Here is a 24,027-nt window from a genome sequence, read left to right as displayed (position 1 = left end):
AGTTCAGTCGGGCTTGACGCCGGCGTCCTTGATGACCTTGGCCCACTTGGACAGGTCGGCTTTCTGGGTGTCGGCGAGTTGCTGCGGCGTGCTTCCCACCAGCGTGACGCCGAGCTTGTCGGCCATCGCGACGACCTCGGGGTCCTTCAGCTGCCGCACGATTTCGTCGTGCAGGCGCTGGACCACCGGCGCGGGTGTGCCGGCCGGGGCATACACGGCCTGCCACTGCTCCACCACGAAGTCCTTGAAGCCGGCTTGCCCCATGGTCGGCACATCGGGCAAGGCCTTCAGGCGTGCCGCCGAAGTAACGGCCAACGCCTTGAGCTGACCGCTCTGGATGTGCGGCAGCGCGGCCGCCACCGGCGCGAACATGAAGGTCGCATGGCCTGCCAGGACGTCCTGGATGGCCGGCGTGTCGCCCTTGTAGGGAACGTGCGTCAGCTTCGCGCCCGTCTGCAGCCGCAGCAGTTCGCCCTGCATCTGCAGCACCGTGCCGTTGCCGCCGGAGGCGAAGGAGAGCTCATCGGGGCGCGCCTTCGCTTGCGCGACAAGGTCCGCGACCGTCCGGAACGGCTGGTTGGCACCGACGATCAGCACGTGCGGGATGGTCCCGATGAGCGACACCTGCGCGAAGGCCTTGACCGGGTCGTACTGCATCTTCGGCAGCAGATTGGGCACGATCGCCTGCGGGCCGATCGATGTGCCCAGCAGCGTGTAGCCATCGGGTGCGGCACGCGCGACGAAGGCGGAGCCGATCGTGCCCGTGGCGCCTGCCTTGTTGTCGACGATCACCGTGGCGCCCAGGGAGGTGCCCAATCGCAGCGCGATGGCACGCCCGAGGATGTCGGTGGTGCCGCCCGGCGGGTACGGCACCACCCAGGTGATGGGCTTGCCGGTGGGCCACTGGCCTTGGGCGAAAACGGGGAATGACGCGACGGCAAGCGCGGCCAGGCCCAGCGCGACGAACCGGCGCCGATGAATGCGGGTCATGGAGTCTCCTGAGATGTAGTGGGGCGGTCGAAGCCGTAGAGCGCGACCGGGTTGTCGACGAGCACGCGGCGCAGCGCTTGCCGTGTGCCGGTCCAGTCGGCAAGCAGCGCCATCAGCTGTGCGTCGTCCGGCATGGCCTGGTGGCCGGCGCTGGCGGATGCGTGCGGCCAGTCGCTGCCCCAGAGCACGCAGTCCGGTGCGGCTTCCAGGAAGCCGCGCGCCAGTGCGGCCACGTCCTCGTACCGCGGCGCGCCCCGCTCGCTGACGATGTAGGCGCCGGACAGCTTGACCCAGGCGCGGCGCTCCTCGAGCAGGCGAAGGATCAGCGCATGCGACGCGTGCCTGCCGGCCATGGCGGGCGCGAGCCGGCCGAAATGGTCGAACACGACCGGTACCGGCAGCTCGCTCAGCACGCCGGCGAGGTCACTCCAGGTGTGCGCGGGTGCAAGCAGCTGCAGATGCCAGCCCAGTGGCGCAATACGACGTGCGAGCGGCGCGATCTGCGGGGCGGAATTCACGACACCCAGCGACAGATTCAGGCGAATGCCACGCACCCCGCGGGCGTGCAACGTCTCCAGTTCGGAATCGCTTACCCGTTCGTCGACCACGGCCACGCCGCGCGCTTGCGGTCCGAAGGCTGCAAGTGCATCGCACAGTGGCCCGTTGTCGATGCCGTATGTCGAAGGGGTCACGAACACGACCCGCTGCGTTCCCGTGCGCCGCTGCAGCCGGCGGTAGTCTGCCGCGCTGGCGTCCGGTGGCCTCAGCGTGGCGCCGGGCGCCGCCGGGTAGCGCGCGTCGTACAGATGCACATGGCAGTCGCAGGCATCGGGCGGTACGTCGACAGGGGTGCGGCCGCGCCCCGCGGAGAACGGAGCGACGAGCGCATCCGCGCACGAAGCATCAATCGCGGCCATGCGAAGTCAGTCCATCTTGGCGCCGGACGACTTCACGATCGCGCTCCAGCGCACGCCGTCGGTACGGATCAGCGATGCGAACTTCTCGGGCGTGCCGGTCATCACTTCCGCGCCTTGCGCGACCAGCTTCTTCTTCACATCTTCCGTCGCCAGGGCCTTGTTGAAGGCAGCGTTCAGCTTGGCGATGGCGTCCTTCGGCATGGCGGCGGGGCCGGCGACGCCGAACCACGTCACGGCCTCGAAGTCCTTGTAGCCCGACTCGGCAACGGTGGGCACGTCGGGCAGGTCGCTGTTGCGTTGCAGCGAGGTCACCGCCAGCGCGCGCAGCTGGCCGCTCTTGATCTGGGCGATCAGTGTCGGCACCGACGAGATGTACATCTGGATCTGGCCGCCGACGAGGTCCGTCAGGCCCTGCGAGGCGCCCTTGTACGGGACGTGCGTGAACTGCACCCCGGCGGCCTTCTGGAACTGCTCGGTGGCCAGGTGGGCCACGGTGCCGTTGCCCGAGCTCGCATAGTTGAGCGAAGTCGGCTTGGCCTTGGCGGCGGCGACCACGTCCGAGAGCTTCTTGTAGGGCGATGCGGCGGACACCACCACGACCAAGGGCGCCGACGCGACAAGGCCCACCGCCGCCAGGTCCTTCACCGGGTCGTACGGCAGCTTTGCGTAAAGCGACGGATTGATCGCGAGGTTGCTGGTCTGGCCCAGCACCAGCGTATAGCCGTCCGGGTTGGCCTTGGCCGCGGCATCGACGCCGATGTTGCCGCCGGAGCCCGGCTTGTTGTCGATGACGATGGTCCAGCCCTCCGAGGTCGCAACCTTGTTCGCCACTTCGCGGGCAATGATGTCCGTGCCGCCGCCGGGCGGGAAGGGCACGATCAGGCGGATCGGACGCGAGGGATAGGCCTGCGCCAGTGCCATGCCGCACGTGAGAAGGAGGGCGGCGCCGAGCGCTGCACGACGGGAAATGGAGCTGTGGCTCGAGGTACGCATGTATGTGTCTCCGAATCGTTCGATGGGTGCCTGGCAGCTGGGCTCCAGGGCATGCGGCGATTTTGGTTTTGCGTTTCGTTCCATACAATGGTGGTCCATTCGGTGGAACATGGACCATCCAGTGAAACAAAATGCCCATTGCAAAAAACGCCAGGACAGCAAGACCCAAGCGATCGACTGAAGTCATCGAGGCCCCGCGCGAAGCCGATCTCGAGGCGACAGGCGGCGTGACCGCAGTGACCCGCGCCCTGCAACTGCTCGACACGTTCGGAATGCAGGACGAACGGCTTTCGCTGGCCGAGCTGACACGGCGCACCGGCATGCACAAGACCACCATCCTGCGGCTGCTTCGCACGCTGGCGCTGTCCGGCTATGTGGTGCAGCGCGACGATGGCGAATGGCGGCTCGGTCCCGCGGCGGGCTGGCTCGGTGCCCGCTACCAGGCCAGCTTCGACGCCAACAACGTGGTGGAGCCGATGCTCCTTGCGCTATCGCAGGCCACGGGCGAGAGCGCGGCGTTCTATGTGCGCGAAGGCAATTCGCGCACTTGCCTCGCGCGCGTGGAAGGGCCGCAGCCGATCCGCCATCACGCGCGCATGGGCGCGATGCTTCCCCTGGAGCTGGGGTCGCCGGGGCGGGTGATCCTTGCGTTTTCCGGGGAGCCGGGAAAGCTGTACGAGGACATCCGCAAGAAGGGCTATCACTTTTCCATCGGCGAGCGCGAGAAGAACGTGGCGACGGTGTCGGCGCCGGTCTTCGGCCTGCGCTGGGCCTTGCTCGGGTCGGTGTGCATTTCCGGGCCGGCGGATCGTCTGCCGAAGGCCAAGCTCATCGGCCACGCGAAGACGATCATGAAGGCGGCGAACGAACTGTCGTATGCATTGGCCGGCAGCCCTACGGCGCAGACGCCGGCCGTCGTCTCGACCTGGCATCCGTAGGCCGCGCCATCTCCATCACGTTGTGCGAGTCGGGGATGTCGCCTCGACCGACGTCCAGACGATGCAGTTCTTGCCGCTTCGCTTGGCCTGGTAGAGCGCGATGTCCGCTGCTTTCGTCAATGCATCGAGCGACGAAGAGCTCGATCGCCGTGTCGTGGCGCAACCGACACTCACGGTGAGAGGCGCCAAGTCTTGCGCTCCATCGCTGGGGCGGGAGCCCTCGGCTTCGGCGCGTATGGCCTCGGCAACCCGCATGGCCCCTGTTTCGTCTGTATCGGGCAGAACGACCATGAACTCCTCTCCGCCGTACCGTGCCGCAAGATCGCCGCGTCGCCGCACGTGCCTTGCAATGCAGTTTGCGAGATGCTGGAGCGCGACGTCGCCCTGGGCATGCCCATGCTCGTCGTTGTAGCGTTTGAAATTGTCCGCATCCACGAAGAGTACGGACAGGCAACCGTCGCTGCGCTGCAGGCGGTCCCATTCGCTCTCCAGCGCCAGGTCGAGCGCGCGCCGGTTCTTCAGGCCCGTGAGTGAATCGGTCTGGGTCAGCTCCCTCAGGTGCTGCTCTGCGATCACCCGACCTCGCAGCGCAAACGCGAGGAGCCACACGCCACCGCAGAAGGCACTGCTGACCAGCAGCGACGACAGGCCGACGATCCACGACAGCCGCTTCCAGGGCGCCAGCGCATCCTCCATGGCCGGGGCCACCACGGCGATGAACGGCGTCCCGGGTACGCGCTGGAAGGTATACAGGCGAATTGTTCCATCGATGACCGAGGACGCCGCGTAGAAGCCCGACTCCCGGCTCACCATGCGCGGAAACGTCGGCGACCCATTCAAGTCGCGGGGGAGTGCCTTGCCCGGAGCGGGGTTTCTTGCAACCAGGGTGCCATCTGTGCGAACAATCGCCGCCACGCCGCGCGGGCCGATTTCCAGGTCGTCGAGCAAGTGCTTGAAGTACTCGAGGTCGATGGCGACGAGCGCGGTGCCACCGAAAGTCCCGTCCGGGCGGTTGATCCTTCGGCTCAGCGCAATGGCTTCGACGCCTGCGCGCGAGCGTGCCTGATAGGCCGCCGATATATAGAGCCCGACGTTCGTGGAATCGCGATGCGCGGTGAAGTAGTCACGGTCACTGAAATCCCACCGGTGTGTGCCGGAGCAGCAACCGTCGATGAGATGGCCCTTGTCGTCCGTGACACCCATGCCGGTGACATATCGGGTGGAGAGGGTCGAGCCGAACAGCAATTCGTGCCGCACCTCCGGACTCAGGCTGCGGACAATGGGCTTGTCCAGCGAGGCGATCAGCATGAGCAGCGATTGATCCGCCGATTCGACTGTCCGCGAGATGTTGCTGGCCAGAACGGCTGCGACGTTCTTTGACATCCCGTGAGCATGTTCCACGGCCGTTTCCCGGTCCGCCCACAGCGTGAGAGCGCTGATGGACAGCACGACCAATGTCAAGAGCGTCCCCAGTGCACCGACGGTCAAGGGGTGGTGACCTGCCAATGTGGCAAGTCTCTGTGAGCAGGAACGCGGGGGCATGGCGTATTTTTTGTCGATGGATGCCGTGCAGGACCTTGGCGGAAATGCGCGGTCCTCCCCACCTTCGATTCAGGTCGGCTTCTGTCTCGGCCCCTGGCACAGTTTCCGGTGGCAGCCTTCGGACATGAGATCGAAGCCGATCAGGCGCGATGCTTGACCAGAGAGTCCGGCGCCCCGATGGCGCCGTCGCGCGTTTATATGCCGGAGACAAGTTGTTGATCTAATCTACTACCTGATCAGATGAGCACCCAGGCACCGAGCCCAGGCGCAAGGATTGGATGACCTCAGCCGATGCCGGAAATTGCCGCGCCCGTCGCCCAGTCTTTCAGCCTCCTGGCCCCTGGGCAGCAGCGAGTGGCCTGCGCAGGGTCACATGCCCAGATACACCCGACGTACTTCGGGGTTGTCGCGCACCTCGGCTGCCTTGCCCGACAGCATCAGCCGGCCTGTCTGCAGCACGTAGGCACGCTCCGCGATCTCCAGGCTTTCCGCCAGACGCTGCTCGACCAGAAGCACGGTCACGCCGGCCTTGCGAATCGTCAGGACGGCCTCGAAGATTTCGTCGACCAGCTTGGGCATGATTCCTTGCGAGGGTTCATCCAGCATCAGAAGACGCGGCCGCGTCATCAAGGCGCGGCCGATGGCCAGCATCTGCTGCTCGCCACCCGACAGCGTCTCCGCCCGTTGCTTCAGGCGCTCCTTCAGGCGCGGAAACAGCGTGAACACCTGGGCCAGCGGTGCATCTCGGTCTGCCTTCTTGCGGTGCAGGTAGCTGCCCAGGCGCAGGTTGTCTTCCACCGACAGGCGCGGAAACAGCCGCCGGCTTTCGGGAACGAACGCCAGCCCGCGCGCGGCGATCTGGTGGGCGGGCAGGGCATCGATGGCCTCGCCGGCGAAGCGGACCTGGCCCGACTGCGTCTTGACCAGCCCGGCAATCGACTGGAGCAGGGTCGACTTGCCGGCACCATTGGCACCGGCGACGACGACGATCTCGCCCTCGTTCACGGACACCGAGATATCGGCGATGGCGACCATGCCGGCATAGGCTGTGGTCAGGCCGCTGACTTCAAGCAGCATGGCGTGTTCCAAGGTAGGCGGAGATCACCGCCGGGTCGCGCACGACGTCGGCGGGGCTGCCGCTGGCGAGGACGGTGCCCAGGTTGAGGACGATGGCGCGGTCGACCAGCGGCATCACGACCTGCATCACGTGCTCGACCATGACCACGGTGATACCCGCGTCGCGCACACGCCGGATGAGTTCGACGCCCAGTTGCGCCTCGCTCGGCGTGAGGCCCGTGAGCACTTCGTCCAGCAGCAGCAGCTTGGGTTCGGTGGCCAGCGCCCGCGCAACCTCCAGGCGGCGCTTCTCGGGCGGCGTGAGTTCGGCGGTGAGGGTGCCAGCCGCGCGCGAGAGGCCGGTGAAGTCGAGCACCTGCAGTGCCGCCAGGCGAGCCGCCTTCGACGAGGCGTGGCGCACGAAGCCGCCGACCATCACGTTCTCCAGCACCGTCATGGAATCGAAGGAGCGGGGGACCTGGTAGGTACGCGCAATGCCGAGCGCACAGCGGCGCGTGGCCGGCAGTTCGGTGATGTCGCGGCCGTCGAAGCGGATGCTGCCCGAGGTCGGCAGATAGGCGCCGGCGATCAGGTTGAACAGGGTCGACTTGCCCGCGCCGTTGGGCCCGATCAGCCCGAGGATTTCGCCCCGGTGCACGCGGATGCTCACGTCCCGGTTCGCGACGAGGCCGCCGAAGCGGCGCGTGACGTCGATCGTCTCCAGAAGAATGTCGATGCTCATCGTGCGGCCTCCCGGATCCGGGTCTTCCTGGCGAACAGCCTGATCAGCCCTTCGGGCTTGAGCAGCGCCACCGCCATGACGAGGCCTCCGTACAGCATCAGGTCGAGGCCGCCGCCGGAGCCGCCGACGTAGCTGCGCGTGAACTCCGACAGCGGCACGAGGATCGCAGCGCCGAGGATCGGGCCCCACAGCGTGCCGATGCCGCCGAGCACCACGGGCAGCACCATCAGCAGCGAGAACCGGAAGTGCATCACGCTGTCGGGATCGACGTAGGACACGAAAGCCGCATAGAAGCCGCCGCCGATCGCGGTGAAGAAGGCCGACAGCGCTGCGGCCGCCATCTTGGATCGGAACACGGTCACGCCGAGGCTTTCGGCGGCTTCGGGATGGTCCTTCACGGCGCGCCACCAGTAGCCCCATTTCGAGCCTTCGATGAAGAAGGTCAGCAGCCAGGTCACGGCGAGCAGCCCGAGCGCGAAGAAGATGTAGGGCGTCTTGTCGCGCGCAAACTGCAGCGTGGCCCAGCTGTCAGGGCCGAACGGCCACTGGATGCCTGTGGCGCCGCCGAGCCAGTCCCAGTTGTGCACGATCAGCAGCCCCATCTCGGCGATCACCAGGGTCGCAATCGAGAAGTAGTGGCCCTTCAGCCGAAAAGTGCCGTAGCCGAGCGCCAGGGCCAGCAACACCGCCAGCCCGCCACCGGCGAGCATGCCGAACCAGGGCAGTACGCCGTAGCTCACATAGAGCTTGCTGACCGCATACGCGCCCACGCCGAAGTACAGCGCGTGGCCGAGCGAGATCTGGCCGCAGTAGCCGCCGAGGATGTTCCAGCTCTGGGCGAGGGCGGCGTACATCAGCGTCAGCACGATCACGTTGCGCAGGTAGGCGTTCTTCACCAGCAGGGGAAGCAGCGCGATGAGTGCGAACACCACCACCGCCTCGATGAGCTGGCGGCGCCGATGCCGGGTAACGCCGGCCAGCAAGGAAGACGGCACGGCCGCAGGGGAAGATGGAATGGTCATCAAAGCTTCCCGAACAGCCCCTGCGGGCGAAGAAAGATGACGACCAGATAGAGCGCGTAGATGCCCATCGATTTCATGGCCGGCGGCAGGATGTTGGCGGTGAGGGCCTCGACCAGCCCGACGACGATGCCCGCGACGAGCGCGCCGAACACGCTGCCGAAGCCGCCGAGCGCGACGGTGATGTAGGCGATGGTCGCAAAGCCGGCGCCCACCTGGGGGTGAATGGCGTACGAGGTCGCGAGCACCGCGCCTGCCACGCCGACCAGCGCCGCGCCCAGGCCCCAGCCGAGCGCGAACACGCGGTTGCTGTCGATGCCGACCAGCGCGACCGCGCCCTTGTCCTCGCGCGTGGCCTCCAGCGCCCGGCCGAAGTCGGTGCGCGTCATCATCAGGTACAGGCCACCGAAGGCGACCAGCGAGATGAGCCCGCCGAAGATCTGCGGCCAGGGCAGGAAGATGCCGCCCAGGTCGAGCGTCTTCGCGCTGAGCCAGGTGTGGTCGACATTGCGGAAGTCCGGCGTGAAGAAGAACTGCGCACCGCCCTGGATCAGCGTCGCCAGGCCGAAGGTGGAAAAGATCTGGACCATGCCCGTGTTGACCTTGGAGCGCATCGCATGCCGCACCACGCCCGCATAGACACTCGCGCCGACGATGAACATGACAGCCGCCACCAGCGGCAGCGCGAGCACTGGATCGAGGTGCGCGAACACCGCGAAGCCGAAGGTGGCGTACATGGCGAGCATGAGGAACTCGCCGTGGGCGAAGTTCACCACGTCCATCAGCCCGAAGATGAGCGAGAGCCCGGCGGCGATGAGGGCGTAGATCAGCCCCATCAGCAAGCCGGTGGCCAGGATCTGCGGCAGGGCGGCGGCGGTCATGGGTTCATCGGCCAGACCGGCGTCGCGGTTGCGACTTCGAACGGAAACACCGTCGAGAACTTGCCTGCCTTGAACTGGATCAGCACGGGGCTGGCAAATGTGTTCTGGCCCGTGGCGTCGAACTTCACGCGCTTCCACGGCATGATGGTCTTCTCGCCGGGAATGTCGGTGGCGACCAGCGCTTCGCGGATCTTCTTCGGCTCGACCGATTTCGCGCGGTCTATGGCCTCCGCCAGCACCATCATCGCGGTGAACACCCGCGAGGTCTGGTCGTTGAGGTCGCGTCCGGCGCGCGCCTTGAACATGTCGTTCACGGCCTTGGCCGACGGCCGCTTGTCGCCCATGTCAGCGGAGAAGCTCGCGCGCGAGATCATGCCCTGGAGCTTGTCGCCCACCGATTCGAGCGTGGGTTTCTCGATATAGCCGGCCGCTTGCGTCACGAGGTTCTTCGGCTTGTAGCCGATCGACGCCATCGCATTGGTCAGCAGGATCGCGTCGCTGGTGTAGCTGGAGGGCAGCAGGACGTCGGGGTTGGCCGTCTTGATCTGCTGCGCCTCGGCGCTCAGCGAGGGCGAGTTGGCGCGGTACTTGATGTCGCAGGCGATCTTGTAGCCCCGCTCGCTGGCCAGCTTGCGCTGCACGGCGGACGAGTCGGTGCCGAAGATGGTGTCTTCGTAGAAGATGCCGACGCTGCCGATCGGCTTGCCCTTGGCCTTCATCGCGTCCATGAAGTCGAACATGGCCTCGCTGAACATCTCGTCATGCGCCGAGGTACGAAAGAAGTACTTCAGGCCGCGCCGGCTCAGGCTCGGGGACGACGAGTCGGCACAGAGATAGGGCACCTCGTAGCGCTCGCAGGTGGCGCTCACCGTGGCGGAGACGGCCGAGTGGAATGCACCCACGATGGTGCAGACGTTTTCCTGCGTGATCAGGCGTTCTGCCTCGGAGCGGCCCTTTTGCGGGTCGCCCTGGTGGTCGGCGTAGACCACCCGCACCTTTGCGTTCCCCAGGCCTGCAAGGCCGGCATTCCTGGCGCCCGGCAGGTCGAGCGTGCTGGCGGTGTTGATGATTTCAAGTGCGGTGTCGATTGCGTGCTTGCTGTCCACGCCGACCTGCGCGCTGGACCCGGTCAACGGGTAGATCACGCCGATGACGATCTCGCCTTTCTGGGCCAGGGCCTGGGTGAAGGCGCCGTTCAATGCCACGGTGCCGGCGATGCCAATGAGGGCCTGTCTGCGTTTCATGAATGAATCTCCGGTACTTCAGAGGTGGATCGGGAAGCGTGAGGGCGATGGAAGGGTCAGAAAACCGCGAGGTGGCTGTTGCGGATGTCCGAGACCAGCATCTGCCCAGGCTTGTGGGTGATTGCAAGTTTCGGGCGCGCTGTGCGAATTGCGCGTTGCGGTGTCACGCCGCAGGCCCAGAACACCGGCACTTCGCCGGCTCGGATCTCGGAGCGCTCGCCGTAGTCGGGCTGGTCGATGTCCCGGATGCCGATGGCCGCCGGGTCGCCGAAATGCACCGGCGCGCCGTGCACGCCAGGAAAGCGCGATGTGATCTGGATCGCCCGAATCGCCTGCTGCGGCGTCATCGGCCGCATGCTCACGACCATCGTGCCGCCGAAGCGGCCGCTGGGGACGTTGGCGATGTGGGTGTCGTACATCGGCACAGTGGTGGCCTGCTCGATATGGCGTATCGGCAGTCCGGCCTCCAGCAAGGCTTCTTCGAAGGACATCGAGCATCCGATGACGAAGCCGACCATGTCGGCGTTCCACAGTTCGCGCAGGTCGAGCACTTCGCCGGCCGGCTCGCCGTCGCGGAACACGCAGTACGCCGGCACATCGGTGCGCAGGTCTACCTCGCCAAGCTCGGGCACTCGCCAGTCGCCGGGCTCGCTGACGCCGATCACCGGGCAGGCCTTCGGATTGAGGCGGCAAAAGCGCAGGAACTCCTCGGCGAATTCGCGCGGCAGGATCGCCAGGTTGCCCTGTGTGTAGCCGGGGCTGTGGCCTGCGGTCGGGCCCCTGAAGCGGCCTTCCCGGATCTCGCGGCGCAGATGGGCGGGATGCATCCAGATCGTGGAGTTCATCGGGTTCTCGAGGGAAGTGAGCAAGGAATTTGCTTACTGTAGGAATCGCTGTGCACCGCGTCCATCGAGGAATTTGCGCGGGCACTGTTCAGACAAATTGAACAGCGCATGCCCCACGCCGGGGAATGAAGCTGCAACGTAGTGCGCCCGCGCACTGGATCAGGAGCAAGTGAACACCAAATTCATCGAGACCTTCGTGATGCTGGCCCGCATCTGCAGCGTGCGCCGCGTGGCGGAGCACCTCAATGCCACGCCCGGGACCATCTCGATGCGTGTGCGCAGTCTCGAGGAGGAACTGGGCGTCACGCTGTTCGACTACGACCACAAGACCATGCGCATCACTCCGGACGGCGCGCGCCTGCTGCGCCATGCCGAAGGTGTGCTCGAGGCAACGCGCGCCATCCAGGCTGCCGCGGCAAGCGGCAGCGTGATAGGCGGGCGCATCCGCGTCGGCGTGCTCGAGACGGCCGTGCACACCTGGCTGCCCGACTTCATGAAAGCGATGCGAACCCAACTGCCCCAGGTGGAAGTCGATCTCACGGTCGACCTCACGGTCGACCTTGCCGAACAGTTGATGCGGGGCACCCTGGACTTCATCCTGCGGGTGAGCAACGAGGTCGGCAGCAGTTATTCGGTCATGGAAGACCTGATGTCGCTGCCGATCCACTGGATCGCCAGGCGCGGGCTCATCCCCAAGCGCGACGCACTGCGCAAGACACTCTCGCACCAGTTGCTGACGCAGGTGCGCGGCACGACACCGCACATCGCCGCGGTCAATCTCGCGCAGCAGCTTGCGGCGCGCCAGGGCATGGCGCAAGGCGAGCTGCGCATCTCCGGTTCACCGTCGCTGGCGGCGTTGGTGTCGCTGGTGAGAGAAGGCGTCGGTGTGGGCATCATCCCCGGCTTGCTGGTCAGGGAACACATCGAGCGCGGCGAACTCGTGGTGCTGCCGTTGCCCGCACCGCCCTCGCTGGGTGTGGCGCTCTCGCACCAGCCCAATGCGACACCCATCGTGCTGCGCACCGCCGACATCGCGCGGCAGGCGTGCAAGGCGTATTGCAGGCGTTGCGGCACCCAGTGGGTGCAGCACCTCGGCTGACTGGCATACCAAACTTGAAAGTACCTTCAACCAACATGCAAGATGCGATGCCGACGAATCCTCCCGTTCGGGCCAGCGGGCTTGCGCACCGTCTCACGGGCTGGCAAATCGAACCGGTGGGCGATCGATGCCTCCTGGTGCGCCTGGGCGATCAGGTTGGCGCCGAGACCAGTCGCACGGTGCAGAACGTCGCTGCGTACCTGTCATCGGCGAGCCTGCCTGGCGTGTTCGATGTGGTGCCCGCGTTCACGACCGTGGCCTTGCACTATCAGCCGCTCGCATTCGCGCGAAGCCAGGGGGCGGCGTCCGCGCAGCTGGCACGGCGCATCGAGCGGCTGCTGGGCCGAGACATTCCCACGCTGCCGGTGAACGACCAGGTGATCGACATTCCCGCCTGCTACGGCGGCGAATACGGTCCCGACCTGGAGGATGTGGCCAAGCGCTGCGGCCTGACGGCCGACGAAGTCGTCAGTCTGCATTCCGCGACGCCGATGTCGCTCTACGTCTACTTCTTCTCTCCGGGCAACCCGTTCTTCGGTCCGGTCGATCCCCGGCTGAAAGTTCCGCGCCGCACGACGCCGCGCCTGCTCGTGGAGGCAGGGTCGGTCGCCATTGCCAACGGCATCACGTCGATCTACCAGACGGCGCTGCCTGGCGGCTGGAACGTGATCGCCCGTACCCCGTGGAGCATGTTCGATGTGACGAAGACCCCGCCGACGCGGATGCAGCCCGGCGCCCGGGTGCGCTTCCGTCCGATCACGCCTTCGCAATTCGCGCAGATGCAGGAGCCCCGGTCATGACCAGGAGCTCGTTTGCGCACATGCTGGTTCTGCAGCCGGGCATGTTCTCCGTGGTGCAGGACCGGGGGCGCCTGGGCCACCAGCACCATGGTGTTCCGGTGACTGGCGCCATGGACGAGTGGTCGCACCGGGTTGCCAACATGCTGGTCGGCAACGCCGACGATGCGGCCGTGCTCGAATGCACGCTGACCGGCCCCGCCGTTCAATTCACCCGGGACACGCTGCTGGCTGTCTGCGGTGCGCAGGTCCGCATCACTGCGGGGGACCGGCCTGTTCCCATGGGCTGCGCCGTGCTGCTGCGCCGCGGCGTGACGCTGGCTTTAGGCGAGCGCAGCAGCGGCGCCCGTATGTACCTGGCGGTACGCGGCGGCTTCGCGACGACGCCCGTGCTCGGCAGTCGAAGCACGTATCTGCCCGGCAACTTCGGAGGCCACGAGGGGCGGGCGCTGTGCAAGAACGACCGGGTGCCGCTCGCTCCATCGGAGCCGGATGCGCCCACGCTGGTGCTCGAGCGCATCCTGGTGCAGAGCGGCCTGCCTTTCGTGGCGGCAGCGCGCATCGGCACCGAACTGCCGGACGGATCGCCCGATGGCGTTCGCTTCATCCCGGGGCCGCAGTGGAATGCCTTTACCCCCGAGGCAAGAGAGCGTTTTGTCAGCCAGCCCTTCGCGATCTCGTCGCGATCCAACCGCATGGGCTACCGGCTCGAAGGCCCCGGCCTGCAACTCACGCAGCCACTGGAGATGATTTCGGAGGCCACGAGTTTCGGCACGGTGCAAGTGCCGCCCGACGGCCAGCCGATCGTGCTGATGGCCGACCGCCAGAGCGCGGGCGGCTATCCCAAGATCGCCTATGTCGCGAGCGCCGATCTGCCGCGCCTGGCTCAGGCGCTTCCGGGCGCGTCCATCCGCTTCACGCCGGTGACCCAGCAGGCGGCAGAGCAGGCGTGGCTCGATCTCGAAGACCGGCTGGCGCAGGTGCGGGAGATGGCCGCGCATGCGCTCGCCTGAGCCCGCATCGAACCGCACGCCCCACTCACAAGGAACAAGGAACACAGCCATGCCATCGATCGACATCAACTGCGACATGGGCGAGAGCTTCGGCCCCTGGGTCATGGGGCAGGACCTCGAGATCCTCCCGCACGTGACCTCCGCGAACATTGCCTGTGGCTTTCATGCGAGCGACCCCGACACCATGCTGAAGACCGTGCGGGCGGCCCTTGCCAATAGTGTGGCACTGGGCGCCCATCCCGGCCTGCCGGACCGCCAGGGCTTCGGACGGCGCGCGATGGACATGTCCCCGGCCGAGGTCTATGCGCTGGTGATCTACCAGGTCGGCGCGCTGCAGGGCTTTGCACGGTCCCAGGGCGCATCTCTGCACCACGTCAAGACCCACGGCGCTCTCTACAACATGACGGTTCGGCAGCCGGCGCTCGCCGAAGCGGTGGCGCAGGCGGTGTTCGATTTCGATCCGACGCTGCAGCTGTTCGTGGCGAACAGGAACATGGCCCAGGCCGCGCGCGACAAGGGCCTGGCGGTATGTTCCGAAGTCTTCGCAGACCGCAGCTACCAGGACGACGGCACGCTGACACCGCGCTCGCAGCCGGGCGCGATGATCGAGGACGTCGAGCAGGCCATCGCACAGGTCCGGCGCATGGTGCTCGAAGGCGTCGTTCGCTCCGTGAACGGCGTGGACGTGCCGGTGACCGCCGACACCCTTTGCCTTCATGGCGACCAGCCCGGCGCCGTCGTGTTCGCGCGGCGAATCCGTGCGGCGCTGCTGGCCGACGGCATTGCCATCGAGCGGACCTGACTTTCATCGATCGATTTCCATGTCGCTCAGCATCAAAATAAATCACTTTCGATCATTGAAGCCCGTATTTAAAGTTGCCCTTACTGCAACTCTCCCGTTGGGGAACATTTCATGTCCACCGCGACTACTCGCATCCCATTCCATCTGGCGTTTCCTGTCCGCGATATTGCTGAGGCCCGTGCCTTCTACGGCGAACTGCTCGGGTGCCCGGAAGGTCGCAGTGCGCCGGAATGGGTCGACTTCGATTTCTACGGCCATCAGATCGTGGCCCACCTGGCGCCGGACGAATGTGGCCACCGTCAGAGCAGCGCCGTGGACGGCCACGACGTGCCGGTACGGCATTTCGGCGCGATCCTGCCGATGGACCAGTGGCAACTCATGGCCGACAAACTGGTGGCGCGCCAGACCAAGTTCGTGATCGAGCCTTACGTCCGCTTCAAGGGCGAGCCTGGCGAGCAGGCAACGATGTTCTTTCTCGACCCGTCGGGCAACGCGATCGAGATGAAGTCCTTTGCCGACCTGGGCTCGCTGTTCGCACGCTGAGAGACCACCAGCATCAGGAAACCGGCCGCCCTGTCCCTGGCATCTTGGGACCGCGCTTGCTCCGGCGCCTGTGCTGGCCTGGCATCAGGACACTTTTTGGGAATCCTCCAGAGTCCTTGCTAGGACACGCGGGGCCGGTCTGCGCGCCGGCGCTTCGATTCGAGCGAGTCGCCTGGCTGGGCGTCGGCTGCCTCGCGCAGATGCTGCGCAAAGTGCGCCACGATCGGTGGACTGGCCCGTGGCTTGCGCTGAAGCAGGCCAATCTCACGATAGAAAGTTTGCTTTCCAAGGGAAACGACACGGACTCCTGGCGGCAGAGGAAGGTGCGCCTCGACCAGCGGGACCAGCGCAACCCCCAGCCCCTTGGAAGCAAGGTGGATCAATCCCGGGATTTCGTCGATCTCGATCGCATCATTGACCGAGATCCCCTCCCGGCGAAGAAACCCCTCGACCATCCGCCCGCCGAAGGAAGCTCGGTCATAGCGCAGGAACGGCTGCCGCTGGAGAAGTGCGCGCCAGTCTTTCGTCGAAGGCGCAGCCTTGGGAACTACAAGCGCATACGGCTCATGTATCAAAGCTTGCCACGTCAGATCGGGAGGCATGCCGAACGGTGGACGAATGATCACCGCGGCATCGATCTTCCCGGCGTCAAGATCATCCATCAGGCGCATCGACACGCCCGGTGACACATGGACGCGTACAAGGGGAAAGGCTGCGCGAAGCTTCTCGAGTGCTCGTGCCAGCAACGTTGGCTGAGCCGAGGCAATCGAACCTATCCGCAGCAATCCCCGGGTGGAGTGGTCTTCGGGAAGATCCCCAAGTTTTGCGAATAACGCACAGATCTCTTCCGCGCGCGGCAGGGTCGTCTGGCCAGCAACATTCAAAGTGGCAGAGCGTCCGGTTCGATCGAACAGTTCAAACCCCAAGGCCTCTTCGAGTCGCCTGATCTGGCTGCTCACAGCGGACTGGGTGAGCCCGATGCGGTCTCCCGCAGCGGCGAAGGTGCCGTGTTTGCACACCGCGATGAAGGTCTTGAGCTCGCTGATCACCAGATGAGCATCCCAAATATCGATAGAAAGGTCAATTACACATCGAGCAGATCGATCGAACCACAAGGTGGCATCAGGGCGTGAGAAGTCATCTGCAAATGCTGCATCAATCGAATTTTTCGATTCCAAGGAACATCCTCAGGGGCCCTGCTGGTCGAGGCTGCAGAAAGTGAAAAGATGCTTTGCACGTTGCGTCGCGAACGCACCTACGCGGGCGGCACACTTTATGCCTGTGGACGTGCAGATTCGCCGGATCGCAGAGGCCGGCCGTGTGCTCGCCGGGGCTGGCCCCTGCAACGCATGATCGACGCAACCCTTACGGCAACTTTCTCAAGCATCATGAACATTCGGCGCTACGTCGGCACTTTCATACTCGCAATCAATTTCACGGCGGCGCATGCACAGAATGCAGCGCCCGCGACGGCATCCACGCTGCTGTCACAGGCACTGTCGCTGTCCGACGACGTGCAGCCCCAGGTTGTCGAATGGCGCCGGCACATTCACCAGAACCCCGAGCTGGCCTATCAGGAAGCAGGCACCGCGAAATACATCGCCCAGGCACTCGCCGGCATGCCCGGCCTGGAGGTACGCACGGGAATCGCCGGCACGGGCATCAAGGCCGTGCTGCGGGGCGGCCGCCCGGGGCCCGTGGTGGCGCTGCGGGCGGACATGGACGCCTTGCCCGTGGAGGAGCGCAACGACCTGCCTTTCAAGTCCACGGCCAAGGCGGACTGGTTGGGCAAGCCTGTCGCGGTGTCGCACGTTTGCGGGCACGACTCCCACGTCGCCATGCTGCTAGGCGCGGCCAAGGTGCTGTCTTCATTGCGCGAACAGCTGGCCGGCACGGTGGTCTTCATCTTCCAGCCGGCCGAGGAGATCGGCCCGGGCCTGGGCAAGTCCAGCGGCGCCATGGAGATGGTGCGCGAGGGCGTGCTCGACAACCCCAAGGTCGACATCGTTCTCGGCCAGCACATCAGCAACCAGGCGCCTTCCGGAGCGATCCGCTACAGGCCGGGCCCGATGCTGGCCAGCATCGACGTGTTCCGCATCCTGTTCAAAGGCACGGGCGGCCATGGCGCGGCGCCCTGGGCCTCCAACACGCCAATGCTGGCCGCGGCCGAGACCGTGCTGGGCCTGCAGAACATCGTGAGCCACCGGCTCAACCCGACCATCGACGGCGGGCAGACGATCGTGACCACCGGCATGCTGCAGAGCGGGAACCGCTTCAATGTGCTTCCCGAGACGGCCGAGATCGCCGGCACGATCCGCGCGCTCTCGACGACGAACCAGAAGATCGCCCAGGAGGAAATCCGCCGCCGCGCCACGGGCATCGCAGCCAGCTACGGGGTGCAGGCCGACGTGAAGATCGACAGCGGAGACGGCTACGAGGTGCTGGTCAACGACCGGGACGCCACGCTCTCGCTGGTAGCAGCTTTCGGTGCTGCCGCCGGAGGCGCCGCGAAGGTGAGCCAGATGCCTGCCTCCATGGGATCGGAAGACTTCGGCGCCTTCGGCTCGACCGGCGTGCCGGTGGTGTTCTGGATGCTGAGCGCTTCGCCGATGGGCGACAAGGACGGCCCGGTGAACCACTCGCCGTTGTTCCAGATCGACGAGTCGGCGATGCGCGTGGGCGTTCGCGCACTGACCGCCTCGACGCTTTCTCAGCTGGGCGACGCGCGCTTTCGGAGTCGCTGAGGACTGCGGACGGCGGCGTTCTAGGTCGAGAGCGAGCTTCCTCGTCGGGCGCATGGACGGGCATCTCGGGCTCGAAGGCGGCGGACATGGCCGCCATCGCGCACGCGTTGTTCCCGGAAATGAAGAAGCGCGGCGCCGCCGAGGGCGAACTGGTGGCACTGCTCGCGGCCATCGGTGCGCAGACCGAGACGGTGCCGCCCGGCCTCGTGCTCATCACCATCGGCTCGGTCACGGGCGTATCGATCGCAGCGCTGTTCACGGGCGGCCTGCTGCCTGCCGTCGTCCTGGGCCTGATGCTGTGCGTGGTGGTGTACGTTCGCAATCGGCACGAAGACCTGAGCCTGGTCGTGCGGCCCGCGATGCGGCAGGTGTTGAAGCTGGCGCTGGTGGCGCTGCCCGCGCTGGCACTGCCTTTCGTGATCCGCGCGGCGGTCGTCGAAGGCGTGGCCACGGCGACCGAGGTGTCGACCATCGGCATCGTCTCCCGCGCATCGACCGACCGACGCTTTTCATCGGCGGCGAGGGCAGTCTGGTGCCGCACAGCGGCATGCGGTGGGAGGCGACACACGTGCCCGGCGCCAGGGTGGAAATCTTTGCAGAGGGGGAAGCGGACTCGCACTTCGTGTTCATCGAGGGGTCGTCTCAGAAAACGGAAAATAAAGCACGCTAAGGCATAGCCGAACCTGCCAAGCTTGCTCCACCCTGTAGTGACGCGATCAGCGGGCAGGAAACGTTCCCCCTTCGCGCATGGCAGGCGCACACCAACTCAGACAGCACGGCCTCCATGCGCGCCAGGTCAGCCATTTTCTCGCGCACGTCCTTGAGCTTGTGCTCGGCCAGACTGCTGGCTTCCTCGCAATGGGTGCCATCCTCCAGCCGCAGCAGCTCGGCGATCTCATCCAGGCTGAAGCCCAGCCGCTGGGCTGATTTCACGAAGCGCACCCGCGTTACATCCGCCTCGCCATAGCGGCGGATGCTGCCATAGGGCTTGTCAGGCTCCAGCAACAAGCCCTTGCGCTGATAGAAACGGATGGTCTCCACATTGACCCCGGCCGCCTTGGCGAAAACGCCAATGGTCAGGTTCTCCAAATTGTTTTCCATATCGCTTGACTCCGTACATGAGTACGGAAGTAAGGTTACGCTATCCAATTTCAATTCGAAAGGACAAGCGCATGTCTGAACCAAAAACCGGGCGCGGCGCGCTCTTCACTGGAGGGCTTGCCGCCATCCTCGCCTCGGCTTGCTGCCTCGGGCCGTTGGTTCTGATCGCCTTGGGGTTCAGCGGCGCTTGGATCGGCAACTTGGCGGTGTTGGAACCCTATCGCCCCATCTTTATCGGCGTGGCGCTGGTGGCGTTGTTCTTCGCCTGGCGGCGCATCTACCGGCAGGCAGCGGCCTGCAAACCGGGTGAGGTCTGCGCGATTCCCCAAGTGCGAGCTACTTACAAGCTCATTTTCTGGATCGTGGCCGCGCTGGTTCTGGTCGCGCTCGGATTTCCCTACGTCATGCCATTTTTCTACTGATCGGAGTTCACCATGAAGAAACTGTTTGCCTCCCTCGCCCTCGCCGCCGTTGTTGCCCCCGTCTGGGCCGCCACCCAGACCGTCACGCTGTCCGTACCGGGCATGACCTGCTCCGCCTGCCCGATCACTGTCAAGAAGGCGATTTCCAAGGTCGAAGGCGTCAGCAAAGTTGACGTGACTTTCGAGACACGCCAAGCGGTCGTCACCTTCGACGATGCCAAGACCAGCGTGCAGAAGCTGACCAAGGCAACCGCAGACGCGGGCTATCCGTCCAGCGTCAAGCAGTGAGTCACTGAAAACGGCACCGCAGCACAACGGACGTCATTGTCTGGCGCCACAAACGATAAAGGATCTGTTGCATGACCCATCTAAAAATCACCGGCATGACTTGCGACTCGTGCGCGGCGCACGTCAAGGAAGCGCTGGAAAAAGTGCCAGGCGTGCAGTCGGCGCTGGTGTCCTATCCGAAGGGCACAGCGCAACTCGCCATCGTGCCGGGCACATCGCCGGACGCGCTGACTGCCGCCGTGGCCGGACTGGGCTACAAGGCAACGCTAGCCGATGCGCCACTGGCGGACAACCGCGTCGGACTGCTCGACAAGGTGCGGGGATGGATGGCCGCCGCCGAAAAGCACAGTGGCAACGAGCCCCCGGTGCAGGTAGCGGTCATTGGCAGCGGTGGAGCCGCGATGGCGGCGGCGCTGAAAGCCGTCGAGCAAGGCGCGCAGGTCACGCTGATCGAGCGCGGCACCATCGGCGGCACCTGCGTCAATGTCGGCTGTGTGCCGTCCAAGATCATGATCCGCGCCGCCCACATCGCCCATCTGCGCCGGGAAAGCCCGTTCGATGGCGGTATTGCGGCAACTGTGCCTACGATTGACCGCAGTAAGCTGCTGGCCCAGCAGCAGGCCCGCGTCGACGAACTGCGGCACGCCAAGTACGAAGGCATCCTGGGCGGTAATCCGGCCATCACCGTTGTGCACGGTGAGGCGCGCTTCAAGGACGACCAGAGCCTTACCGTCCGTTTGAACGAGGGTGGCGAGCGCGTCGTGATGTTCGACCGCTGCCTGGTCGCCACGGGTGCCAGCCCGGCGGTCCCGCCGATTCCGGGCTTGAAAGAGTCACCCTACTGGACTTCCACCGAGGCCCTGGCGAGCGACACCATTCCCGAACGCCTTGCCGTAATCGGCTCGTCGGTGGTGGCGCTGGAGCTGGCGCAAGCCTTTGCCCGGCTGGGCAGCAAGGTCACGGTCCTGGCGCGCAATACCTTGTTCTTCCGTGAAGACCCGGCCATCGGCGAGGCGGTGACAGCCGCTTTCCGTGCCGAGGGCATCGAGGTGCTGGAGCACACGCAAGCCAGCCAGGTCGCCCATATGGACGGTGAATTCGTGCTGACCACCACGCACGGTGAATTGCGCGCCGACAAACTGCTGGTTGCCACCGGTCGGACACCGAACACGCGCAGCCTCGCGCTGGACGCAGCGGGGGTCACTGTCAATGCGCAAGGTGCCATCGCCATCGACCAAGGCATGCGCACGAGCAACCCGAACATCTACGCGGCCGGCGACTGCACCGACCAGCCGCAGTTCGTCTATGTGGCGGCAGCGGCCGGCACCCGTGCCGCGATCAACATGACCGGCGGCGATGCGGCGCTCGACCTGACCGCAATGCCGGCCGTGGTGTTCACCGATCCGCAAGTGGCGACCGTGGGCTACAGCGAGGCGGAAGCCCACCACGACGGGATCGAGACCGACAGCCGCACCTTGACCTTGGACAACGTGCCGCGTGCGCTCGCCAACTTCGACACACGCGGCTTCATCAAGTTGGTTATCGAGGAAGGCAGCCATCGGCTGATCGGCGTACAGGCGGTCGCGCCGGAAGCGGGTGAACTGATCCAGACGGCGGCTCTGGCCATTCGCAACCGCATGACGGTGCAGGAACTGGCCGACCAGTTGTTCCCCTACCTGACGATGGTCGAGGGGTTGAAGCTCGCGGCGCAGACCTTCAACAAGGATGTGAAGCAGCTTTCCTGCTGCGCCGGGTGAGAAAAAGGAGGTGTTCAATGAACGCCTACACGGTGTCCCGGCTGGCTCTTGATGCCGGGGTGAGCGTGCATATCGTGCGCGACTACCTGCTGCGCGGATTGCTGCGCCCGGTGGCGTGCACACCAGGCGGCTACGGCTTGTTCGATGACGCCGCCTTGCAACGGCTGTGCTTCGTGCGGGCGGCCTTCGAGGCGGGCATCGGCCTCGACGCGCTGGCGCGGCTGTGCCGGGCGCTGGATGCGGCGGACGGCGACGAAGCGGCCGCGCAGCTTGCCCTGCTGCGTCAGTTCGTCGAGCGTCGGCGCGAAGCGTTGGCCGATCTGGAAGTGCAGTTGGCCACCCTGCCGACCGAGCCGGCACAGCACGCGGAGAGTCTGCCATGAACAACCCCGAGCGCTTGCCGTCCGAGACGCACAAACCGATCACCGGCTACCTGTGGGGCGGACTGGCTGTGCTGACTTGCCCCTGCCACCTGCCCATCCTCGCTGTCGTGCTGGCCGGCACAACCGCCGGTGCTTTCCTCGGCGAGCATTGGGTCATCGCGGCGCTCGGTTTGACCGGCCTGTTCCTTCTGTCCCTGTCGCGGGCGTTGCGGGCATTCAGGGAAAGAGAATGAGCGCTTTCCGGCCGGATGGATGGACGACGCCGGAACTGGCCCAAGCGGTCGAGCGCGGGCAGCTTGAACTGCACTACCAGCCCGTCGTCGATCTGCGCAGTGGTGGGATTGTCGGCGCGGAAGCCCTGTTGCGCTGGCGTCATCCGACGCTTGGACTATTGCCACCGGGCCAGTTCCTGCCCGTGGTCGAATCGTCCGGCCTGATGCCTGAAATCGGCGCTTGGGTGCTGGGCGAAGCCTGCCGCCAGATGCGTGACTGGCGAATGCTGGCATGGCGACCGTTCCGGCTGGCCGTCAATGTTTCGGCGAGCCAAGTGGGACCGGACTTCGACGGGTGGGTAAAGGGCGTGCTGGCTGATGCCGAGTTGCCCGCCGAGTATCTCGAAATCGAGCTGACCGAATCGGTCGCGTTTGGTGATCCGGCGATCTTCCCCGCCCTGGACGCCTTGCGGCAGATCGGTGTGCGCTTCGCCGCCGATGACTTCGGGACGGGGTATTCCTGTCTGCAACATCTGAAGTGCTGCCCAATCAGCACGCTCAAGATCGACCAATCGTTTGTCGCCGGGCTCGCCAACGACCGCCGCGACCAAACCATCGTGCACACCGTGATTCAGCTTGCGCACGGGCTGGGCATGGATGTGGTGGCTGAAGGCGTGGAAACATCGGCGAGTCTTGATCTATTGCGACAAGCGGACTGCGACACAGGACAAGGCTTCCTGTTCGCGAAGCCAATGCCGGCGGCGGCATTCGCCGTCTTCGTCAGTCAATGGAGGGGTGCCACCATGAATGCAAGTGACTCGACCACCACCAGTTGCTGCGTGTGCTGCAAGGAAATCCCGCTCGATGCCGCCTTCACCCCGGAAGGCGCGGAATACGTCGAGCACTTCTGCGGGTTGGAGTGTTATCAACGCTTCGAAGCGCGTGCCAAGACAGGGAACGAAACCGATGCCGATCCGAACGCCTGCGACTCGCTACCGTCAGATTGAGGCATACCCTAACTTGGCGTCAGACCATCCGGCGCTAAATCGTCAGAATAGAGTTGCCTTCCGAATTGATTGACATGCGCCGTCAAGGGTCATAGATTTCTTCCTGACACATTTCCCTCAGGAGGATACCTTGCACGGTCAGCGCATCGGTTACGTCCGCGTCAGCAGCTTCGACCAGAACCCAGAACGGCAGCTCGAACAGATCCAGGTGGATAAAGTGTTCACCGACAAGGCGTCGGGCAAGGACACACGGCGGCCCGAACTGGAACGGCTGCTCGCCTTCGTGCGCGAAGGCGACACGGTCGTGGTGCACAGCATGGATCGTCTGGCGCGCAACCTCGACGACCTGCGCCGCCTGGTGCAGGGCCTCACCCAGCGCGGCGTACGCATCGAGTTCCTTAAGGAGCATTTGACCTTCACCGGCGAGGACTCGCCGATGGCGAACCTGATGCTGTCGGTAATGGGCGCGTTCGCCGAGTTCGAACGCGCCTTGATCCGCGAGCGGCAGCGCGAGGGCATCGCGCTCGCCAAGCAGCGCGGGGCCTACCGTGGCAGGAAGAAATCCCTGTCGTCTGAGCGTATTGCCGAACTGCGCCAACGTGTCGAGGCTGGCGAGCAAAAGACCAAGCTGGCTCGTGAATTCGGAATCAGTCGCGAAACCCTGTATCAATACTTGAGAACGGATCAGTAAA

General features: G+C 65.3%; 26 protein-coding genes and 1 pseudogene. 15 read left to right on the top strand and 12 right to left on the bottom strand.

The window, feature by feature from the left end:
• Positions 1–3: 3 nt before the first annotated feature.
• Genes ACWV14_RS35120 through ACWV14_RS35110 form a run of 3 tightly spaced genes read right to left on the bottom strand, consistent with a single transcriptional unit; the run spans position 4 to position 2,900 of the window.
• The gene (locus tag ACWV14_RS35120; RefSeq protein ID WP_454908445.1) at positions 4–990 is read right to left on the bottom strand and encodes a Bug family tripartite tricarboxylate transporter substrate binding protein; all 987 of its coding nucleotides are present in this window, start codon (positions 988–990) and stop codon (positions 4–6) included.
• On the bottom strand, positions 987–1,907 hold the full coding sequence (locus tag ACWV14_RS35115; RefSeq protein ID WP_454908444.1) for an amidohydrolase family protein: 921 nt from the start codon (positions 1,905–1,907) through the stop codon (positions 987–989). The genes ACWV14_RS35120 and ACWV14_RS35115 overlap by 4 nt, the downstream gene beginning before the upstream one ends.
• 6 nt (positions 1,908–1,913) lie before the next feature.
• Positions 1,914–2,900, bottom strand: a complete 987-nt coding sequence (locus tag ACWV14_RS35110; protein ID WP_454908443.1) for a Bug family tripartite tricarboxylate transporter substrate binding protein — start codon at positions 2,898–2,900, stop codon at positions 1,914–1,916.
• Positions 2,901–3,031: 131 nt separating this feature from the next.
• Between ACWV14_RS35110 and ACWV14_RS35105 the strand changes: the two genes are divergently transcribed.
• Positions 3,032–3,838 (top strand): IclR family transcriptional regulator, encoded by an 807-nt coding sequence (locus ACWV14_RS35105; RefSeq protein WP_454908442.1) that lies wholly within the window; start codon positions 3,032–3,034, stop codon positions 3,836–3,838.
• A 15-nt stretch (positions 3,839–3,853) separates the two neighbouring features.
• Here ACWV14_RS35105 and ACWV14_RS35100 read toward each other — a convergent pair whose 3' ends face one another.
• The 7 genes from ACWV14_RS35100 to ACWV14_RS35070 form a co-directional block, all read right to left on the bottom strand.
• The gene (locus tag ACWV14_RS35100) at positions 3,854–5,380 is read right to left on the bottom strand and encodes a diguanylate cyclase (RefSeq protein WP_454908441.1); all 1,527 of its coding nucleotides are present in this window, start codon (positions 5,378–5,380) and stop codon (positions 3,854–3,856) included.
• 369 nt (positions 5,381–5,749) lie between these two features.
• A complete protein-coding gene (locus ACWV14_RS35095; protein ID WP_435439671.1) occupies positions 5,750–6,457 on the bottom strand; it encodes an ATP-binding cassette domain-containing protein in 708 nt (235 codons plus the stop codon).
• A complete protein-coding gene (locus tag ACWV14_RS35090; RefSeq protein WP_454908440.1) occupies positions 6,447–7,178 on the bottom strand; it encodes an ABC transporter ATP-binding protein in 732 nt (243 codons plus the stop codon). Before ACWV14_RS35090 ends, ACWV14_RS35095 begins: the two co-directional genes overlap by 11 nt.
• The gene (locus tag ACWV14_RS35085; protein WP_454908439.1) at positions 7,175–8,200 is read right to left on the bottom strand and encodes a branched-chain amino acid ABC transporter permease; all 1,026 of its coding nucleotides are present in this window, start codon (positions 8,198–8,200) and stop codon (positions 7,175–7,177) included. The genes ACWV14_RS35090 and ACWV14_RS35085 overlap by 4 nt, the downstream gene beginning before the upstream one ends.
• Positions 8,200–9,078, bottom strand: a complete 879-nt coding sequence (locus tag ACWV14_RS35080) for a branched-chain amino acid ABC transporter permease (RefSeq protein ID WP_454908438.1) — start codon at positions 9,076–9,078, stop codon at positions 8,200–8,202. Before ACWV14_RS35080 ends, ACWV14_RS35085 begins: the two co-directional genes overlap by 1 nt.
• The gene (locus ACWV14_RS35075; protein WP_454908437.1) at positions 9,075–10,322 is read right to left on the bottom strand and encodes an ABC transporter substrate-binding protein; all 1,248 of its coding nucleotides are present in this window, start codon (positions 10,320–10,322) and stop codon (positions 9,075–9,077) included. Before ACWV14_RS35075 ends, ACWV14_RS35080 begins: the two co-directional genes overlap by 4 nt.
• Positions 10,323–10,378: 56 nt before the next feature.
• On the bottom strand, positions 10,379–11,167 hold the full coding sequence (locus ACWV14_RS35070) for a putative hydro-lyase (RefSeq protein WP_454908436.1): 789 nt from the start codon (positions 11,165–11,167) through the stop codon (positions 10,379–10,381).
• A 169-nt stretch (positions 11,168–11,336) separates the two neighbouring features.
• On the opposite strand from ACWV14_RS35070, the gene ACWV14_RS35065 reads away from it, so the two are divergent.
• The 5 genes from ACWV14_RS35065 (at position 11,337) to ACWV14_RS35045 (ending at position 15,421) form a co-directional block, all read left to right on the top strand.
• Positions 11,337–12,266 carry a LysR family transcriptional regulator gene (locus ACWV14_RS35065; RefSeq protein ID WP_454908435.1) on the top strand — a complete coding sequence of 310 codons (930 nt, stop codon included), beginning with the start codon at positions 11,337–11,339 and terminating at the stop codon, positions 12,264–12,266.
• Positions 12,267–12,301: 35 nt separating this feature from the next.
• A complete protein-coding gene (pxpB, locus tag ACWV14_RS35060; RefSeq protein ID WP_455342745.1) occupies positions 12,302–13,066 on the top strand; it encodes a 5-oxoprolinase subunit PxpB in 765 nt (254 codons plus the stop codon).
• On the top strand, positions 13,063–14,076 hold the full coding sequence (locus ACWV14_RS35055) for a 5-oxoprolinase subunit C family protein (RefSeq protein ID WP_454908433.1): 1,014 nt from the start codon (positions 13,063–13,065) through the stop codon (positions 14,074–14,076). The genes pxpB and ACWV14_RS35055 overlap by 4 nt, the downstream gene beginning before the upstream one ends.
• Before the next feature lie 49 nt (positions 14,077–14,125).
• Positions 14,126–14,878, top strand: a complete 753-nt coding sequence (locus tag ACWV14_RS35050; protein WP_454908432.1) for a LamB/YcsF family protein — start codon at positions 14,126–14,128, stop codon at positions 14,876–14,878.
• 111 nt (positions 14,879–14,989) lie between these two features.
• Positions 14,990–15,421, top strand: coding sequence for a VOC family protein (locus ACWV14_RS35045; RefSeq protein WP_454908431.1), 432 nt, complete (start codon positions 14,990–14,992; stop codon positions 15,419–15,421).
• A 119-nt stretch (positions 15,422–15,540) separates the two neighbouring features.
• Here the strand turns inward: ACWV14_RS35045 and ACWV14_RS35040 are convergent, their stop codons facing one another.
• Positions 15,541–16,470, bottom strand: a complete 930-nt coding sequence (locus ACWV14_RS35040) for a LysR family transcriptional regulator (RefSeq protein ID WP_454908824.1) — start codon at positions 16,468–16,470, stop codon at positions 15,541–15,543.
• 339 nt (positions 16,471–16,809) lie between these two features.
• Here ACWV14_RS35040 and ACWV14_RS35035 point away from each other — a divergent pair, with 339 nt between their 5' ends.
• A complete protein-coding gene (locus tag ACWV14_RS35035) occupies positions 16,810–18,165 on the top strand; it encodes a M20 metallopeptidase family protein (protein ID WP_454908430.1) in 1,356 nt (451 codons plus the stop codon).
• Positions 18,144–18,647, top strand: a pseudogene (locus ACWV14_RS35030) (TRAP transporter large permease subunit); the annotation flags it as partial. The gene ACWV14_RS35035 and the pseudogene ACWV14_RS35030, both read left to right, overlap by 22 nt.
• A 184-nt stretch (positions 18,648–18,831) precedes the next feature.
• Here the strand turns inward: ACWV14_RS35030 and ACWV14_RS35025 are convergent.
• Positions 18,832–19,266, bottom strand: coding sequence for a mercury resistance transcriptional regulator MerR (locus tag ACWV14_RS35025; protein ID WP_003131969.1), 435 nt, complete (start codon positions 19,264–19,266; stop codon positions 18,832–18,834).
• A gap of 71 nt (positions 19,267–19,337) precedes the next feature.
• Between ACWV14_RS35025 and merT the strand changes: the two genes are divergently transcribed.
• The 7 genes from merT (at position 19,338) to ACWV14_RS34990 (ending at position 24,026) form a co-directional block, all read left to right on the top strand.
• On the top strand, positions 19,338–19,688 hold the full coding sequence (gene merT, locus ACWV14_RS35020) for a mercuric ion transporter MerT (protein ID WP_003131974.1): 351 nt from the start codon (positions 19,338–19,340) through the stop codon (positions 19,686–19,688).
• A gap of 12 nt (positions 19,689–19,700) precedes the next feature.
• Positions 19,701–19,976: a mercury resistance system periplasmic binding protein MerP gene (gene merP / locus ACWV14_RS35015; RefSeq protein ID WP_003131987.1), complete on the top strand. Its 276-nt coding sequence runs from the start codon at positions 19,701–19,703 to the stop codon at positions 19,974–19,976.
• A 71-nt stretch (positions 19,977–20,047) separates the two neighbouring features.
• Complete coding sequence (merA, locus tag ACWV14_RS35010; protein ID WP_003158917.1) at positions 20,048–21,733, top strand: mercury(II) reductase; 1,686 nt, start codon at positions 20,048–20,050, stop codon at positions 21,731–21,733.
• A gap of 17 nt (positions 21,734–21,750) precedes the next feature.
• Positions 21,751–22,116: a mercury resistance co-regulator MerD gene (gene merD, locus ACWV14_RS35005; protein WP_000995360.1), complete on the top strand. Its 366-nt coding sequence runs from the start codon at positions 21,751–21,753 to the stop codon at positions 22,114–22,116.
• Positions 22,113–22,349, top strand: a complete 237-nt coding sequence (gene merE / locus ACWV14_RS35000) for a broad-spectrum mercury transporter MerE (protein WP_003132004.1) — start codon at positions 22,113–22,115, stop codon at positions 22,347–22,349. The genes merD and merE overlap by 4 nt, the downstream gene beginning before the upstream one ends.
• Positions 22,346–23,335: a DUF3330 domain-containing protein gene (locus ACWV14_RS34995; RefSeq protein ID WP_003132006.1), complete on the top strand. Its 990-nt coding sequence runs from the start codon at positions 22,346–22,348 to the stop codon at positions 23,333–23,335. The genes merE and ACWV14_RS34995 overlap by 4 nt, the downstream gene beginning before the upstream one ends.
• Before the next feature lie 130 nt (positions 23,336–23,465).
• On the top strand, positions 23,466–24,026 hold the full coding sequence (locus ACWV14_RS34990) for a recombinase family protein (protein WP_003124096.1): 561 nt from the start codon (positions 23,466–23,468) through the stop codon (positions 24,024–24,026).
• The last annotated feature ends 1 nt before the right edge of the window (position 24,027 follow it).

The sequence above is a fragment of the Variovorax durovernensis genome, assembly GCF_977011995.1.
This window is presented reverse-complemented; position numbering and strand designations above follow the sequence as displayed.

Excerpts from the sequence above, each read along its gene's own strand:
- ACWV14_RS35120 (WP_454908445.1), bottom strand. The coding sequence starts at position 990 with ATGACCCGCATTCATCGGCGCCGGTTCGTCGCGCTGGGCCTGGCCGCG.
- ACWV14_RS35115 (WP_454908444.1), bottom strand. The coding sequence starts at position 1,907 with ATGGCCGCGATTGATGCTTCGTGCGCGGATGCGCTCGTCGCTCCGTTC.
- ACWV14_RS35110 (WP_454908443.1), bottom strand. The coding sequence starts at position 2,900 with ATGCGTACCTCGAGCCACAGCTCCATTTCCCGTCGTGCAGCGCTCGGC.
- ACWV14_RS35105 (WP_454908442.1), top strand. The coding sequence starts at position 3,032 with ATGCCCATTGCAAAAAACGCCAGGACAGCAAGACCCAAGCGATCGACT.
- ACWV14_RS35100 (WP_454908441.1), bottom strand. The coding sequence starts at position 5,380 with ATGCCCCCGCGTTCCTGCTCACAGAGACTTGCCACATTGGCAGGTCAC.
- ACWV14_RS35095 (WP_435439671.1), bottom strand. The coding sequence starts at position 6,457 with ATGCTGCTTGAAGTCAGCGGCCTGACCACAGCCTATGCCGGCATGGTC.
- ACWV14_RS35090 (WP_454908440.1), bottom strand. The coding sequence starts at position 7,178 with ATGAGCATCGACATTCTTCTGGAGACGATCGACGTCACGCGCCGCTTC.
- ACWV14_RS35085 (WP_454908439.1), bottom strand. The coding sequence starts at position 8,200 with ATGACCATTCCATCTTCCCCTGCGGCCGTGCCGTCTTCCTTGCTGGCC.
- ACWV14_RS35080 (WP_454908438.1), bottom strand. The coding sequence starts at position 9,078 with ATGACCGCCGCCGCCCTGCCGCAGATCCTGGCCACCGGCTTGCTGATG.
- ACWV14_RS35075 (WP_454908437.1), bottom strand. The coding sequence starts at position 10,322 with ATGAAACGCAGACAGGCCCTCATTGGCATCGCCGGCACCGTGGCATTG.
- ACWV14_RS35070 (WP_454908436.1), bottom strand. The coding sequence starts at position 11,167 with ATGAACTCCACGATCTGGATGCATCCCGCCCATCTGCGCCGCGAGATC.
- pxpB (WP_455342745.1), top strand. The coding sequence starts at position 12,302 with ATGCAAGATGCGATGCCGACGAATCCTCCCGTTCGGGCCAGCGGGCTT.
- ACWV14_RS35055 (WP_454908433.1), top strand. The coding sequence starts at position 13,063 with ATGACCAGGAGCTCGTTTGCGCACATGCTGGTTCTGCAGCCGGGCATG.
- ACWV14_RS35050 (WP_454908432.1), top strand. The coding sequence starts at position 14,126 with ATGCCATCGATCGACATCAACTGCGACATGGGCGAGAGCTTCGGCCCC.
- ACWV14_RS35045 (WP_454908431.1), top strand. The coding sequence starts at position 14,990 with ATGTCCACCGCGACTACTCGCATCCCATTCCATCTGGCGTTTCCTGTC.
- ACWV14_RS35035 (WP_454908430.1), top strand. The coding sequence starts at position 16,810 with ATGAACATTCGGCGCTACGTCGGCACTTTCATACTCGCAATCAATTTC.
- ACWV14_RS35025 (WP_003131969.1), bottom strand. The coding sequence starts at position 19,266 with ATGGAAAACAATTTGGAGAACCTGACCATTGGCGTTTTCGCCAAGGCG.
- merT (WP_003131974.1), top strand. The coding sequence starts at position 19,338 with ATGTCTGAACCAAAAACCGGGCGCGGCGCGCTCTTCACTGGAGGGCTT.
- merP (WP_003131987.1), top strand. The coding sequence starts at position 19,701 with ATGAAGAAACTGTTTGCCTCCCTCGCCCTCGCCGCCGTTGTTGCCCCC.
- merA (WP_003158917.1), top strand. The coding sequence starts at position 20,048 with ATGACCCATCTAAAAATCACCGGCATGACTTGCGACTCGTGCGCGGCG.
- merD (WP_000995360.1), top strand. The coding sequence starts at position 21,751 with ATGAACGCCTACACGGTGTCCCGGCTGGCTCTTGATGCCGGGGTGAGC.
- merE (WP_003132004.1), top strand. The coding sequence starts at position 22,113 with ATGAACAACCCCGAGCGCTTGCCGTCCGAGACGCACAAACCGATCACC.
- ACWV14_RS34995 (WP_003132006.1), top strand. The coding sequence starts at position 22,346 with ATGAGCGCTTTCCGGCCGGATGGATGGACGACGCCGGAACTGGCCCAA.